16 protein-coding genes are annotated in these 15,084 nt (G+C 64.8%); 6 read left to right on the forward strand and 10 right to left on the reverse strand.

The features are described from left to right. Positions 1-60: 60 nt before the first annotated feature. From BSIN_RS11840 to BSIN_RS11885, 10 genes are all read right to left on the reverse strand, one after another. Positions 61-819, reverse strand: a complete 759-nt coding sequence (locus BSIN_RS11840; RefSeq protein ID WP_089340656.1) for an SDR family oxidoreductase — start codon at positions 817-819, stop codon at positions 61-63. Positions 820-934: 115 nt separating this feature from the next. Continuing rightward, positions 935-1,522 carry an LOG family protein gene (locus BSIN_RS11845; protein ID WP_059513140.1) on the reverse strand — a complete coding sequence of 196 codons (588 nt, stop codon included), beginning with the start codon at positions 1,520-1,522 and terminating at the stop codon, positions 935-937. Next, positions 1,519-2,244, reverse strand: a complete 726-nt coding sequence (locus tag BSIN_RS11850) for a TetR/AcrR family transcriptional regulator (protein WP_059513142.1) — start codon at positions 2,242-2,244, stop codon at positions 1,519-1,521. The genes BSIN_RS11845 and BSIN_RS11850 overlap by 4 nt, the downstream gene beginning before the upstream one ends. A gap of 202 nt (positions 2,245-2,446) precedes the next feature. Continuing rightward, on the reverse strand, positions 2,447-2,974 hold the full coding sequence (locus BSIN_RS11855) for a diacylglycerol kinase (protein ID WP_089340657.1): 528 nt from the start codon (positions 2,972-2,974) through the stop codon (positions 2,447-2,449). Positions 2,975-2,982: 8 nt separating this feature from the next. Then, complete coding sequence (locus BSIN_RS11860; protein WP_089340658.1) at positions 2,983-4,017, reverse strand: glycosyltransferase family 4 protein; 1,035 nt, start codon at positions 4,015-4,017, stop codon at positions 2,983-2,985. 20 nt (positions 4,018-4,037) lie between these two features. Continuing rightward, complete coding sequence (locus tag BSIN_RS11865) at positions 4,038-4,964, reverse strand: UDP-2,3-diacylglucosamine diphosphatase (protein ID WP_089340659.1); 927 nt, start codon at positions 4,962-4,964, stop codon at positions 4,038-4,040. Positions 4,965-5,041: 77 nt separating this feature from the next. Continuing rightward, entirely contained in the window at positions 5,042-5,569 is a 528-nt protein-coding gene (locus tag BSIN_RS11870; protein WP_069234762.1) for an RDD family protein, read from the reverse strand. A gap of 7 nt (positions 5,570-5,576) precedes the next feature. Continuing rightward, positions 5,577-6,338, reverse strand: coding sequence for a DUF3106 domain-containing protein (locus tag BSIN_RS11875; protein WP_059513152.1), 762 nt, complete (start codon positions 6,336-6,338; stop codon positions 5,577-5,579). Positions 6,339-6,365: 27 nt separating this feature from the next. Continuing rightward, complete coding sequence (locus tag BSIN_RS11880; RefSeq protein WP_059513154.1) at positions 6,366-6,794, reverse strand: DUF3619 family protein; 429 nt, start codon at positions 6,792-6,794, stop codon at positions 6,366-6,368. Further along, the gene (locus BSIN_RS11885) at positions 6,791-7,351 is read right to left on the reverse strand and encodes an RNA polymerase sigma factor (protein WP_059513156.1); all 561 of its coding nucleotides are present in this window, start codon (positions 7,349-7,351) and stop codon (positions 6,791-6,793) included. The genes BSIN_RS11880 and BSIN_RS11885 overlap by 4 nt, the downstream gene beginning before the upstream one ends. Positions 7,352-7,991: 640 nt before the next feature. On the opposite strand from BSIN_RS11885, the gene BSIN_RS11890 reads away from it, so the two are divergent. The 6 genes from BSIN_RS11890 (at position 7,992) to BSIN_RS11915 (ending at position 15,040) form a co-directional block, all read left to right on the forward strand. Continuing rightward, on the forward strand, positions 7,992-9,755 hold the full coding sequence (locus tag BSIN_RS11890; protein WP_089340660.1) for an acetolactate synthase 3 catalytic subunit: 1,764 nt from the start codon (positions 7,992-7,994) through the stop codon (positions 9,753-9,755). A 113-nt stretch (positions 9,756-9,868) separates the two neighbouring features. Next, on the forward strand, positions 9,869-10,360 hold the full coding sequence (gene ilvN, locus BSIN_RS11895) for an acetolactate synthase small subunit (protein ID WP_059513160.1): 492 nt from the start codon (positions 9,869-9,871) through the stop codon (positions 10,358-10,360). Between the two features lie 43 nt (positions 10,361-10,403). Then, the gene (gene ilvC / locus BSIN_RS11900; RefSeq protein WP_089340661.1) at positions 10,404-11,420 is read left to right on the forward strand and encodes a ketol-acid reductoisomerase; all 1,017 of its coding nucleotides are present in this window, start codon (positions 10,404-10,406) and stop codon (positions 11,418-11,420) included. A gap of 117 nt (positions 11,421-11,537) precedes the next feature. After that, positions 11,538-12,188 carry a phosphatidylserine decarboxylase gene (locus BSIN_RS11905; protein ID WP_059513164.1) on the forward strand — a complete coding sequence of 217 codons (651 nt, stop codon included), beginning with the start codon at positions 11,538-11,540 and terminating at the stop codon, positions 12,186-12,188. A 16-nt stretch (positions 12,189-12,204) separates the two neighbouring features. Continuing rightward, positions 12,205-13,086: a CDP-diacylglycerol--serine O-phosphatidyltransferase gene (gene pssA / locus BSIN_RS11910; protein ID WP_089340662.1), complete on the forward strand. Its 882-nt coding sequence runs from the start codon at positions 12,205-12,207 to the stop codon at positions 13,084-13,086. A 409-nt stretch (positions 13,087-13,495) separates the two neighbouring features. Further along, positions 13,496-15,040, forward strand: a complete 1,545-nt coding sequence (locus BSIN_RS11915; RefSeq protein ID WP_059513167.1) for a 2-isopropylmalate synthase — start codon at positions 13,496-13,498, stop codon at positions 15,038-15,040. Positions 15,041-15,084 lie beyond the last annotated feature (44 nt).

Below are 15,084 nucleotides of genomic sequence, written 5' to 3' on the forward strand. Positions count from 1 at the left end.
AGCGGCCAAGCGGCCAAGCGGCCAAGCGGCCAACCCGCCAACCCGCCAAGTGCCAGCCTGCTAGCGTCCTCCGCCGACGTCGAGCAGCGCGCCGTTTACATATGACGCCGCGTCGCTGATCAACCAGACGATCGCCTCGGCGACTTCCGCCGCCTCACCGGCGCGCCCCAGCGGCGCGAGCGAACCGAGCCGCGCGGCGCGCCCGGGCTGGCCGCCGCTTGCGTGGATCTCGGTTTCGATCAGGCCGGGGCGTACCGCATTCACCCGCACGCCGTGCGGGCCGAGTTCCCTCGATAGGCCGATCGTCAGCGTATCGATCGCGCCTTTCGAGCCCGCATAGTCGACATATTCGTTCGGCGAGCCCAGGCGAGCGGCGATCGACGACACGTTGACGATCGCGCCGCCCGCGCCGCCGCGGTTGGTCGGCAGCCTTCGCGCCGCCTCGCGCGCGCACAGGTACGCGCCGAGTATGTTGGTATCGAACACGCGCGAGAGGCGCGCGAGATCCATGTCGGCGAGCGGCAGCGACGGCGCGACGATCCCCGCATTGTTGACGAGCGCGTCGAGCCGGCCGAATGCTGCTTGCACCGCATCGAACATTCCAATCACGTCGGCTTCGCACGTGACATCGCCGCGCACGACGCAGGCATTGCCGCCCGCGGCGCGCACGGCGTCGGCGCTCGCTTCGGCCGCTGCGGCGTCACGCGCGTAGTTGACGCCAACCGACCAGCCGCGCGCGCCGGCGGCAAGCGCGGCCGCGCGGCCGATGCCGCGGCTCGCGCCGGTGATCAGGACGACTCGGGCGGGTGGATTCGTCATGGTTTGGATTTTGGCCGTTACGGAAGGGTCGGCAGGCAAGGCGGGCGAAGCGCCGCCAACGCAACAGCGCCATCAGCAGACAACGCAACAGCGCGCAACGCGCCCGCGGCGCTCCTCAGGCTTCCTGTTCGGACAAATATTCCCACTTGTCGCGCGCGGGCGGCCGATAGCGGACGATCTGCTCGATCAACGCGTCGGGTGCGGCGTCGACGCACAGCGCGTCGAAATAGACGCGCTGCATGAAACCTTCGTCGACCGTGTGCTTGAGCAGCGCAAGCAGCGGTTCGTAGAATGCATCGATGTTGTAGAGCGCGATCGGCTTGCGGTGATAGCCGAGCTGCGCCCATGTGTAGACCTCGAAGAACTCTTCGAGCGTGCCGGCGCCGCCGGGCATCGCGACGAACGCATCGGCGAGATCGGCCATCATCTTCTTGCGGTGATGCATGTCGGGCACGACGTGCAGCTCGGTCAGGCCGGTGTGGCCGACCTCCTTGTCGACGAGCAGCTCGGTGATCACGCCGATCGCGCGGCCGCCCGAGGCGAGCACCTCATCGGCGATCACCCCCATCAAGCCGACGCGTCCGCCGCCGTACACGAGCGTCAAGCCCGCCTGCGCGAGCGCGCGGCCGAACGCGCGCGCGGCGTCCGTATATGCGGGCTTGGCGCCGTGTGCGGAGCCGCAATATACACAGACCGTCTTCATTGCTTCGCATCCTTGTCCTTGCGCGGCGAACCGTCGCGCGGGGGCAGGTAGTCGTGGAACTCGCGCTTGGGCAGCTTGCCGGACACGATGTCGTCGAAGATCTGCCGCGAGCGGCCCCGCAGATACGGGGCTATCACCGAGATCACGTGCATGCTGACCTGATGCAGTTCCTCGCGGATCGCGTCCTGATCGTTGTATTTGCGAGGGTGCATCACATACTGATACGACAGCCAATAGGTAGCGATGACGGCCATGTTGGTCGCGATCACTTCGATTTCGGCGGGCGCCGCGACGAGTTCGTTGTCGGCTGCGAGCAGCTCGCACATCTCGCGCGCGAAGCGAACCTTGTGGCTGATGATTTGCTTGAAGTGCGTCTCGAGCGTGCGATTGCGTGCGAGCAAATCGTTCAGATCGCGATAGAGGAAACGATAGGTCCACATGAAGTCGGCCATGTACTGCAGATACGACCAGGTTTCGTCGATCGTTGGCCGGTGATCATCAGGAAAGCGCAGGCGCCGTTCGATCTGCTGCTCGAACTGCGCGAAGATGCTGTTGATGATGTCGTCCTTGTTGCGGAAATGGTAGTACAGGTTGCCTGGACTGATTTCCATTTCCTCGGCGATCGTCGTCGTCGTCACGTTCGGCTCTCCGATCTCGTTGAAAAGCTTCAACGACAACTCGAGAATCCGTTCGCGCGTCCGGCGGGGAGGTTTCGCTTCCATGTCGTCCGGCCCAGTGTTCGCCGGACTTGGCGGGCGTTGCCATGTTTGCTGCTTATGTCGTCCGGCGCGGTTGCTGTTCTATAACTATCAACCGATTATAAACCGCTCAGTTGCGCGTCCGGCGGTATTTCGTGATTCGGGCATACCCGGCTGTGTTGCGATGCACACAGGTGCACCGGGTTGCACGTCCGGCCGGCGGCGCTCAGCCGGCAAGCCGATGCCAGACGAGCGGCCCGAGGATGAGGCCCCAGGTCAGGACGCACACGCCGAGTGCAACCGTCACCGCCACGCTGCCGAGATCCTTCGCGCGCTTGGACAACTCGTGACGCTCGAGCGAGATCCGGTCGATGGCGGCTTCGACGCTCGAATTCAGCAGCTCGACGATCAGCACGAGCAGCACCGAACCGATGAGCAGCGCGCGCGAGGCCGGCTCGACGGGCGCGAACGCGCCGATCGGCAGCAAAAGCACGGCGAACGTGAGTTCTTGACGGAACGCGCTTTCCTCCCGGATCGCCACGCGAAAGCCGTTCACCGAATGCTTGAGTGCGTACCACGCGCGCACGATGCCGCGATTGCCCTTGTACGGATTGTGCGGCAGCGGCGCGAGCGGATCGTCCGGTCCGAGCGGCTCGTGCGCGTCGAACGTTTCAGACGGCGCGCCCGGCATGCGCGTCGCGCGCGCGGCGGGCCGGCGTGACGGCGGGCTGGGGTGGGGCGCTTTCGCGCGCATGGCCGGTTTCAAACGGTTGCGCCTTCAGGGCGGGAGCAGGCGGTTTTCGCGAGCGGCTTCAGATGCGAGGCGAATTGCTCGGACGCCGCGCGCCAGGAGAATCGCTCGGCCCACGCCCGCGCGTGATGCCGCTCGATCTTCAGCGCCTCGAGGCACGCTTCGCGCAAATCGTCGCTCATCGAGCCCGCGCCGCCGTTGCCGAGCACGTCGACGGGCCCCGTCACCGGATACGCGGCAACCGGCGTGCCGCAGGCGAGCGCTTCGAGCAGCACGAGGCCGAAGGTGTCGGTGCGGCTCGGAAACACGAACACGTCGGCGGCCGCGTAGACCTTGGCAAGCTCCGCCTGGGACAGCACGCCGAGGTAATTCGCCTCGGGGTAGCGCGATTTAAGCTCGGCGAGCGCGGGGCCTTCGCCCGCGACCCATTTCGAGCCCGGCAGATCGAGCTTCAGGAATGCCTCGACGTTCTTCTCGATCGCCACTCGTCCGACATACAGGAAGATCGGCCGCGCGGTGTTCAGCACTTTCGACTCCATCGGACGGAAGATGTCGAGATCGACGCCGCGCGTCCACAGCACGACATTGCGAAAGCCATGTCGCTCGAGATCGTCCTTGACGACGGGCGTCGGCGCCATCACCGCGAGCGAGGCGCCGTGGAACCAGCGCAAGAAGCGATAGGTGGCCGTGAGCGGGATGCCGAAGCGCGCGTGCACGTACTCGGGAAAGCGCGTGTGATAGGCGGTGGTAAACGGCAGCTTGCGCGCGCGCGCGTAGCGGCGCGCCGCCAGCCCGAGCGGCCCTTCCGTCGCGATGTGCAGCGCGTCGGGCTCGAACGCGTTGAGCCGTTCCCGCAGGCGCCGGTACGGCAGAATCGACAGCCGGATCTCGGGATAGGTCGGGCATGGCACCGTGCGGAACTCCAGCGGCGTCAATAGCTCGACGCGATGGCCGAGCGCGGTCAGCTCGCGCGCGGTGCTTTTCAGTGTGCGCACGACGCCGTTGACTTGCGGCTCCCACGCATCGGTGATGATCATGATTTTCATCGCAGGCAGTCCTTCGAGGCTCATGCGGGGGCTTTCGTCTTGCGCGCTTGCGCGGCGCCGGGCGAGCGGATGACGGTCCAGTGGACGACTTTCAACTCGCCTTCCGTCGTCTCGACGAGCGCGGACAGGCTTTCGACCCAATCGCCGTCGTTGCAGTACAGCACGCCGTCGATTTCGCGGATCTCCGCCTTGTGGATGTGGCCGCAGACGACGCCGTCGCAGCCGCGGCGGCGCGCTTCGTCGGTCATCACCGCCTCGAACGACGAGATGAAATTCACCGCGTTCTTCACCTGGTGCTTCAGGTACTGCGACAGCGACCAGTATTGGAATCCGAAGCGGCTCCTGATCCGGTTGAACCAGCGGTTCAGCACCAGAATCAGCGTATAGAGCGTGTCGCCGAGATATGCGAGCCACTTCGCATGCTGGATCACGCCGTCGAACAGGTCGCCGTGCACCACCCACAAACGTTTGCCGGACAGCGTCGTATGAAACGCCTCGCCGCGCACCTGGATCTCGCCGAACGCGAGGTCGCAGAACTGGCGCGCGGCCTCGTCGTGGTTGCCCGGGATGTAGACGACCTGCGTGCCTTTTCTCGCCTTGCGCAGGATTTTCTGGACGACGTCGTTGTGCGTCTGCGGCCAGTACCAGCCTTTCCTCAGCTGCCAGCCGTCGATGATGTCGCCGACGAGGTACAGGTATTCGGACTCGTTGTGCTTGAGAAAATCGAGCAGATAGCTCGCCTGGCAACCGCTCGTGCCGAGATGGATATCCGACAGCCAGATCGTCCGATAGCGGTGCGGCGCAGGTTCCGAATCTTCATGCCGTGTGGCCGGCGCGGCCGGCGGGGTGAGCATTTCGCTTGCCGCCGAGCCGGACAGAAATGCGCTGGCGGTTTCGAGGCCGCCAGGGTGACGAAATAAGGAAGCCGCGGACGTTCTTTTGCCCATGCATGACTCGCGCCAATTGACGTTATCGGCATTGCGCCATGCGGGCGTGACTGTGCCATGACAGTCACGAAATGTTCTTATGCTGCAACTTTACCCGCGCGCGGGACGTCGACGATGCAGGTGCCGGCGAGGCGGTCGTGCGGGAATTGGCGGCTCGGATGCACGCGGGCGGCGAGTACCCAGAGCGCAAACCAGACAGCCGCTGCCGCCAGCGTGCGCGGTAACGGGAAGCCCGCGAGCGGGTGCAGCGCGAGCGGGGGCAGGAACCACAGCCAGCCGAGCGCGTAGCGCGCGATCGCGCGGCCGAACGACAGCGGCGCGCCGCCGGCGGTCTCGACGCGCAGCCGCCAGGTTTTCATCGGCAGCGTCTGGCCGCCGTGCGTCCAAAACCAGACGAAGTACGCGCCGGCGACGAGCGCGATCCACGCGGCGAGCAGCCGCCGGTGATCGAGACCGCTGTGCTGCTGAAATACGATGCCGAACGCAAGCGCGGCGAGAAACACGACGCCGAACAGCAGCAGGCTTTCATAGACGAGCGCGGCGAGCCGGCGGCGTAAGCTCGGCGGCGCGTCGGTTGCGGTCGGCGGCGGCGTCACGGCGCGCATGGCCCGCTTACGAGCCGTTGAAAATCGACGGAGCCTCGGACGGCGAGACGGGGGTCGGCGTGACGGGCGCGATGATGCCGGGTATGACCAGCGTGGAGGCCGGCGCGGGGGCCGCGGGCGCACTCGCCGGCACCGCGGGCGGTGCGGCATTCATCGCGACGGGCGCGCTCGCCGGGTGCCGGTCGTGGGCATTCACGAGCCGACTGATGTCACGGTCGCTCTTGCCGGTAGGCGGCGCGCTGACGACGGTGGGCCGGCGCCGGCGCTCGGCTGCCGCGAGCTTTTCCTTCTGCTCCGGCGACAATTGCTGGTACGCCTTCCATGCTTTTTCGCGCGCCTGCTCCGGCAGATCCTTCGACACTTGGTAGTTTTCGCGCGCGACGCGGCGCTCCTCGGGCGTCATGCGGGCCCATTCGGCCATCCGTTCCTGTAACCGTTTTTGCGCCTCCGGCGTCATCTTCGAAAAACGGGCGGCGATTTTGAGCCATTTACGCTTGCGCGCGTCGCTGAACGAATCCCACTGATTCTCGAACGGCGCGAGCGCGACGCGCTGTTGCGGCGTGAGGCGCGCCCACGACAGCGGCCCCGACGCCGGCAGCGCCGGCAACTCGCTCGTCAGCGCAAGCGCCGCCGACGCGAGCGCAGGCGCGTTCGCGACCGCTGCCGCGGCCGCCGGCTGAGGATGAAAGCGCGGGTAGGTGGCGACATACGCGACGGCAAGCGCGATCGCGCAGCCAAAAAAAACAGCCAGTCCCCGTTTTTGACTCACCCGTGCGTTCCCCTTGTTGCTTATGCGTTAGTGGGCGTGCGAAAGATAGGCGTTGAACCCGTGATCGAGATACGCATCGAGGGGCAGGTTGTCGCTCAGCATGGCCGCGTCGATGTCGGCCAGCTCCGCGGTGCGCTGCATGTCTTCCCAGTACGCAATGCCGACGAGCCCGGCGAGCAGCAGCACGAGCGGCCACGCGCCGATCAGCCGGCGGCCGAGCGATTTGCGGTGCGGCGTGCTGTCCGGCATGCGCAATTCGAGCGCGCCGGCGCCCCCCGCGAGCGCGGGCACGAGCACGATCGACGCATCGGGTTTCTTGCGGGCGAGCGCCGCGCGGCGGGCGGCGGCCAGACGCTGCGCCGTCGACGCGGGCAGCGCGGCCGCGCGCTCGTCAAGGGCGCGCCGGATCTTGAACGCAAGTTCGAGTTCTTCCTTCGTGGCGGGAGCGGAGCTCATAGCGTGATTCCTTTGGCCTTGAGCGCCAGCGCCAATGCGTGAGTGGCCCGCGAGCAGTGCGTCTTGACGCTGCCTTCGGAGCACCCCATGGCGGCGGCTGTCTCGGCGACATCCATATCTTCCCAATAACGCATCAGGAAGGCTTCCCGTTGACGCGCCGGAAGCTTCTGGATTTCCTCGTCGATCAGCGTGAGCACCTGCTCGCGTTCAAGCCGGGTTTCGCTGCTTTCGATGCCGTCGCCGTCCGCCGATTCTAGCGTTTCGAGCGGGTCGAATTCGTCGTCGTCGGTGCTGTTGAGCGACGAAAACAGGCTGACCCACGTATTGCGCACCTTTTGTCTGCGGAAATGATCGTGGATCGCATTCTGCAGGATGCGCTGAAAGAGGAGCGGCAACTCGGCAGCCGGGCGGTCGCCGTATTTCTCCGCGAGCCGGATCATTGCGTCCTGCACGATGTCGAGGGACGCATCGTCGTCGCGCACCGCATAAGCGGCCTGCTTGAACGCGCGCCTTTCGACGCCCGCCAGAAAATCGGCGAGTTCCTTTTCTGATGCCATGCCGTGAAGGTCCGCGCTGCGTTCTCGTCGCGTAAAAAGTCAGAAAAAATTCGTAAAACCCGCGGATGCTAACAAATTTTCGCGCGAGAGGGCACCTTGTTTGGGCCTTCCGGCCGCATGAGCCGGTGCTCGCGGCGGTTTGCGCCACATTGCGGCGGCGCGGGCCGCGAGGCCGCGGCGGCAGGCGGCACATGGGCGATACACGGCGGCGAGCCGGTCGGCCGGATCTCGGGTGCAGGAGTCGAGCCGGCTGATCTCGAATCGAATATCGAATGTCGGGCGCAGGTGCCGTAACACGCGATCAAGCCTGGATTCGAACACCGGCGTTGGGATCGGTCAAATGCCACACCGCAAGAGCGGGCCGCGCACGTTCGGGCAGCGGGGCGCGGGCGCGGCACCGCTCGCGGCGAATATCGGACGCTTGGCATGCCGAAACAGGGTTTGATGCATTGCGGGATTTTCTGCTTGACCGCTTGCTGGGGAGACGCTATCGTCGACAGTTCGCAACATAAAGTGACAGTCTCAATTGAGGCCGGCCCAAGAAGCCCGCCTTTCAAATGGACGCGCCGCTTGAACCCGAGCCACAAGCCCGGCAGAGAGCACCCGATCAATTTTTTGCCGAAAATTCGAAAGGTCTACGATGAATATGCCCAGCGCGGAATTTTCCACGTCGGAATCCCTTTCTCCTCAGAAAACCGGCTCCATCGGCGCCACCGTGCTCATGAAGGCACTGGCCGACGAGGATGTCGAATTCCTCTGGGGCTACCCTGGCGGCTCGGTTCTCTATATTTACGACGAGCTGTACAAGCAGGACAAGATTCAGCACATCCTGGTACGCCATGAACAGGCCGCCGTGCACGCCGCCGACGCGTATTCGCGTTCGACGGGCAAAGTCGGCGTCTGCCTCGTCACGTCCGGGCCGGGCGTCACGAACGCGGTCACGGGTATCGCGACCGCCTACATGGACTCGATTCCCCTCGTCGTGATCAGCGGCCAGGTGCCGACTGCCGCGATCGGTCAGGATGCGTTCCAGGAGTGCGACACCGTCGGCATCACGCGCCCGTGCGTGAAGCACAACTTCCTCGTGAAGGACGTGCGCGAGCTGGCGGCGACCGTCAAGAAGGCTTTCTACATCGCGCGCACCGGGCGTCCCGGCCCGGTCCTCATCGATATCCCGAAGGACGTGTCGAAGACGCCGTGCGAGTACGAGCCGCTCAAGAACGTGGCGTTGCGCTCGTACAACCCGGTCACCAAAGGTCATTCGGGCCAGATCCGCAAGGCGGTCTCGCTGCTGCTGTCCGCGAAGCGTCCGTATATCTATACCGGCGGCGGTATCGTGCTGGCCGAGGCGTCGCGCGAGCTGAACCAGTTCGCCGATCTGCTCGGCTATCCGGTCACGAACACGCTGATGGGCCTGGGCGGCTATCGCGCGTCGGACAAGAAATTCCTTGGCATGCTCGGCATGCACGGCACTTACGAAGCGAACATGGCGATGCAGCACTGCGACGTGCTGATCGCGATCGGCGCGCGCTTCGACGACCGCGTGATCGGCGATCCGGAGCACTTCGCGTCGCGGCCGCGCAAGATCATCCATATCGATATCGATCCGTCGTCGATCAGCAAGCGCGTGAAGGTCGACATTCCGATCGTCGGCGACGTGAGGGAAGTGCTCAAGGAACTGATCGAGCAGCTGCAGACGGCCGAGCACGGCCCTGATGCCGACGCGCTCGCGCAATGGTGGAAGGATATCGAAGGCTGGCGTGCGAAGGACTGCCTGAAGTTCGACCGCGAAAGCGAGATCATCAAGCCGCAGTACGTGGTCGAGAAGGCATGGGAGCTGACGGACGGCAACGCGTTCGTGTGCTCCGACGTCGGCCAGCACCAGATGTGGGCCGCGCAGTTCTACCGCTTCAACAAGCCGCGCCGCTGGATCAATTCGGGCGGCCTCGGCACGATGGGCTTCGGCCTGCCGGCGGCGATGGGCGTCAAGATGGCGCATCCGGACGACGACGTGCTGTGCATCACCGGCGAAGGCTCGATCCAGATGTGCATCCAGGAGCTGTCGACCTGCAAGCAGTACGACACGCCCGTCAAGATCATTTCGCTGAACAACCGCTATCTCGGCATGGTCCGGCAGTGGCAGCAGATCGAATACAGCAAGCGCTATTCGCATTCGTACATGGATGCGCTGCCGGATTTCGTGAAGCTCGCCGAAGCATACGGCCACGTCGGGATGCGCATCGAGAAAACCGCGGACGTCGAGCCGGCGCTGAAAGAGGCGCTGCGCTTGAAGGACCGCACCGTGTTCCTCGATTTCCAGACCGATCCGACCGAGAACGTCTGGCCGATGGTTCAGGCCGGCAAGGGCATCACCGAGATGCTGCTCGGCTCCGAAGATCTGTAACGGCGCGACGCGCGCTCGGCTTCGCGGGCAGCCGCCTCCATGAAGGGCGGCGCGGCGCGCGGGCGGCGTGCGGCGCAGGCGAATCGATACGGAACACACTGGAAGAAGCGAACATGAGACACATCATTTCCGTGCTGCTCGAAAACGAACCGGGCGCGCTGTCGCGCGTCGTCGGCCTGTTCTCGGCGCGCGGCTACAACATTGAAACCTTGACGGTGGCGCCGACCGAGGATCACTCGCTGTCGCGTCTGACCATTGTCTCCATTGGCTCCGACGACGTGATCGAACAGATCACGAAGCATTTGAACCGCCTGATCGAGGTGGTGAAGGTGGTGGACCTGACCGACGGTGCGCACATCGAACGGGAGCTGATGCTGATCAAGGTGCGCGCGGTCGGCAAGGAGCGCGAAGAGATGAAGCGGATGGCGGACATCTTCCGCGGCCGCATCATCGACGTGACCGAAAAGACCTACACGATCGAATTGACGGGCGCGAGCGACAAGCTCGACGCATTCATCCAGGCGCTGGACGCGGGCTCGATTCTCGAGACGGTGCGCACCGGCAGCTCGGGTATCGGTCGCGGCGAGCGCGTGCTGAAAGTCTGAACAACGAATCTCATTGAATTACCGAATTAGCCAAGGAGCGATCATGAAAGTTTTCTACGACAAGGATGCCGACCTTTCCCTCATCAAGGGCAAGCAGGTCACGATCATCGGCTACGGCTCGCAAGGCCATGCGCACGCGCTGAACCTGAAGGACAGCGGCGTGAACGTGACGGTCGGCCTGCGCCGCGGCGGCGCGTCGTGGAGCAAGGCCGAGAACGCGGGCCTCGCGGTCAAGGAGGTCGCGGAAGCGGTAAAGGGCGCGGACGTCGTGATGATGCTGCTGCCCGACGAGCAGATCGCCGATGTCTATGCAAAGGAAGTGCACGCCAATATCAAGGAAGGCGCGGCGCTCGCGTTCGCGCACGGCTTCAACGTCCATTACGGCCAGGTGATTCCGCGCGCGGATCTCGACGTGATCATGGTCGCGCCGAAGGCGCCGGGCCACACGGTTCGCGGCACGTACTCGCAGGGCGGCGGCGTGCCGCACCTGATCGCGGTCGCGCAGGATAAGTCGGGCGCGGCGCGCGATATTGCGCTGTCGTATGCGGCGGCCAACGGCGGCGGCCGTGCGGGCATCATCGAGACGAACTTCCGCGAAGAGACCGAAACCGACCTGTTCGGCGAGCAGGCCGTGCTGTGCGGCGGCACCGTCGAGCTGATCAAGGCGGGCTTCGAGACGCTGGTCGAGGCAGGCTACGCGCCGGAGATGGCGTATTTCGAGTGTCTGCACGAACTGAAGCTGATCGTCGACCTGATCTACGAGGGCGGCATCGCAAACATGAACTATTCGATCTCGAACAATGCCGAGTACGGCGAGTACGTGACGGGCCCGCGCGTCGTCACCGAAGAGACGAAGAAGGCGATGAAGCAATGCCTGAAGGACATCCAGACCGGCGAGTACGCGAAGAGCTTCATTCTCGAGAACAAGGCGGGCGCGCCGACGCTGCAATCGCGCCGCCGCTTGACGGCCGAGCACCAGATCGAGCAGGTCGGCGAGAAGCTGCGCGCGATGATGCCGTGGATCGCGAAGAACAAGCTCGTCGACCAGACGAAGAACTAAGTCGCGCGCTTTATCCGGCCCCGGATCGGGGCCGGACTCGAAAGCCGCCCGAAGGCGTCAGTGCCGCGGGCGGCTTTTGCTATCCTACGGGCTTTGCCATTCAACGAAGAACGAACCATGAATTATCCTCATCCGATCATTGCGCGCGAAGGCTGGCCGTTTATCGCGATCGCGGCCGTCGTCGCGCTGCTGATCCACGCCATCGGCGGGTTCGGCCTCGCATGGCCGTTCTGGCTGCTGCTTGTCTTCGTGGTCCAGTTCTTCCGCGATCCGCCGCGGCCGATCCCGACCCAGCCGAACGCGGTGCTTTGTCCGGCCGACGGCCGGGTCGTGGCGGTCGAGATCGCGCAGGACCCGTATGCGCAACGCGAAGCATTGAAGATCAGCGTGTTCATGAACGTGTTCAATGTCCACTCGCAGCGCTCGCCCGTCGACGGCGCGGTGCAGAAGGTCGAGTATTTTCCGGGTGCGTTCCTGAATGCGGCGCTCGACAAGGCGTCGGCGGAAAATGAGCGCAACGCGGTCGTGATCCAGACGACGGGCGGCCAGACGGTGACGGCCGTGCAGATCGCGGGCCTCGTCGCGCGCCGGATTCTTTGCTACGTGCGCGCGGGCGAACCCGTGACGCGCGGCCAGCGCTACGGCTTCATCCGCTTCGGCTCGCGCGTCGACGTGTATCTGCCCAAGGGCAGCCGTGCGCGCGTGACGATCGGCGAAAAGGTGTCCGCGTCGTCGACGATCCTCGCCGAGCTGCCAGAGCAACAGTAAGCGGGAATACGTATCGATGGCTGCACTCAAACCGCGCCGCCCGCGCAATGGCAAAGCCCCGTGGCCGCGGTCGTTTCGCCGCAACAAATCCGTTGCCGCCGCGCCGGATCTGGCGCCCGTCGAAGGGCGCCGCGCCGCGCGCCGGCAGCAATTCCTGAGATCGCGCGGCATTTATCTGCTGCCGAACGCGTTCACCACGGCCGCGCTCTTTTGCGGCTTCTTTGCTGTCGTGCAGGCGATGAACGTCCGTTTCGAGACCGCGGCGATCGCGATCTTCGCCGCGATGGTGCTCGACGGAATGGATGGCCGCGTCGCGCGGCTCACGCATACGCAAAGCGCATTCGGCGAGCAGTTCGACAGCCTGTCGGACATGGTGTCGTTCGGCGTCGCGCCTGCGCTCGTGATGTACGAATGGGTGCTGAAGGATCTTGGCCGCTGGGGGTGGCTTGCCGCATTCGTCTACTGCTCGGGCGCGGCGCTGCGTCTCGCGCGTTTCAACACGAATATCGGCGTCGTCGACAAGCGCTTCTTCCAGGGGCTGCCGAGCCCGGCCGCCGCGGCACTGATCGCGGGCTTCGTGTGGCTCACCGTCGACAATCGCGTGCCGGTGAAGCTCGGCTGGCTGCCGTGGGTCGCATTCGCGCTGACGGTTTACGCGGGCGTGACGATGGTGTCGAATGCGCCCTTTTATAGCGGCAAGGCGCTCGACGTCCGCCACCGGGTGCCGTTTGCGGCGATCCTGCTCGTGGTCGTCGCGTTCGTGCTCGTTTCGTCCGATCCTCCGCTGATGCTGTTCGGCCTGTTCGTGCTGTACGGGCTGTCCGGCTATGTGTTTTGGGCGTATATGGCGGTGCGCGGCCGGGCGAATCCGGCACGCTCGTCGCAGCGCGAGCATTGACGGCCCGCCGCGCTTGATGCGCCGCAGTGTGATGTAACGGGGACGGCGGCCGGTTTGGCCGCCGTTTTCTTTGGCGGGCCGCAGCGGTGGTTTTTCCCGCGCGGCGCATGCCGTTCCCGGCTTTGCGACGACGCCCGTCCAGGGCAAAACCGTGCCGCGGCGCGCGGCGGGCGCTTGGGGAAGCCGCCGATTGCGCGCGACCCGGAATGCCGCTATAGTCGCCAGCATGACCGCATCCTCCCGCCTTTCTCTTCTTCTAGCCGGCGCGCCGCTACGTGCGCTAGCTCTAGCGCGCCCGTCGCGCTGACCGTTTTCGCCCTCCGTCGAGCTTCGTCTGCTGTTCCAGTGTCGCCTGCGGTGGCGCGAGCTTCATCACGTGTATTGCCCCATTCGAAACCTGGAGTCTCCCATGACAGACAAGCTGATCATTTTCGACACGACGTTGCGTGACGGCGAGCAGTCGCCCGGCGCGTCGATGACGAAGGAAGAGAAAATCCGCATCGCGAAGCAACTCGAGCGAATGAAGGTCGACGTGATCGAGGCCGGCTTTGCCGCCAGCTCGAATGGCGATTTCGACGCGATCCACACGATCGCGCAGCAGGTCAAAGACAGCACGATCTGCTCGCTCGCGCGCGCAAACGACAAAGACATTCAGCGCGCGGCGGATGCGCTCAAGCCCGCCAACAGCTTCCGGATCCATACGTTCATCGCGACGTCGCCGCTGCACATGGAGAAGAAGCTGCGGATGACGCCCGATCAGGTGTTCGAGCAGGCGCGTCTCGCCGTGCGTTTCGCGCGCAAGTTCACCGACAACATCGAATTTTCGCCCGAGGACGGCAGCCGCTCGGACATGGATTTCCTCTGCCGCGTGCTGGAGGCGGTGATCGACGAGGGTGCGACGACGATCAATATCGCCGATACGGTCGGCTACGGCGTGCCGGAACTGTACGGCAACCTCGTGAAGACGCTGCGCGAGCGCATTCCGAATTCGGACAAGGCGGTTTTCTCGGTGCATTGTCATAACGATCTGGGCATGGCGGTCGCGAATTCGCTGGCCGGCGTGAAGATCGGCGGCGCGCGGCAGGTGGAGTGCACGATCAACGGTCTCGGCGAGCGCGCGGGCAATACGTCGCTCGAGGAGATCGTGATGGCGGTAAGAACCCGCAAGGACTACTTCGGGCTCGACCTGGGTATCGATACAACGCAGATCGTGCCGGCGTCGAAGCTCGTATCGCAGATCACGGGCTTCGTCGTGCAGCCGAACAAGGCGGTGGTCGGCGCGAACGCATTCGCACATGCGTCGGGCATCCATCAGGACGGCGTGCTGAAGGCGCGCGACACCTACGAAATCATGCGGGCGGAAGACGTCGGCTGGACCGCGAACAAGATCGTGCTGGGCAAGCTGTCGGGCCGCAACGCGTTCAAGCAGCGTTTGCAGGAGCTCGGCGTGTCACTCGACAGCGAAGCCGAATTGAACGCCGCGTTCGCGCGCTTCAAGGATCTCGCCGATCGCAAGGCCGAAATCTTCGATGAAGACATCATCGCGATCGTCACCGAGGAAGAGTCGGCGCTGGCGCACGAACACGAGCATTACCGGTTCGTGTCGCTGTCGCAACGCTCGCAGACGGGCGAGCGGCCGCAGGCGACGGTCGTATTCTCGGCGGGCGGCGTGCAAGTAGAGGGCGAGGCCAACGGTAACGGGCCCGTCGACGCGACGTTCAATGCGATCGAGAGCGAAGTGGGTAGCGGCGCGGAACTGCTGCTGTACTCGGTCAACGCAATTACAACCGGCACGCAGGCGCAAGGCGAGGTGACGGTGCGGCTGTCGAGGAGCGGGCGCATCGTCAATGGCGTCGGCACCGATCCGGATATCGTCGCGGCATCGGCGAAGGCGTATATCGCGGCGCTGAACAAGCTGCATTCGAACGACAAGCTCAATCCGCAGCGCGCGTGATGCGAGTTTGATACGCATTCGGCACGTCTGGCGGCGCGTTAGCC

This window comes from Burkholderia singularis (assembly GCF_900176645.1).
GTDB lineage: Bacteria > Pseudomonadota > Gammaproteobacteria > Burkholderiales > Burkholderiaceae > Burkholderia > Burkholderia singularis.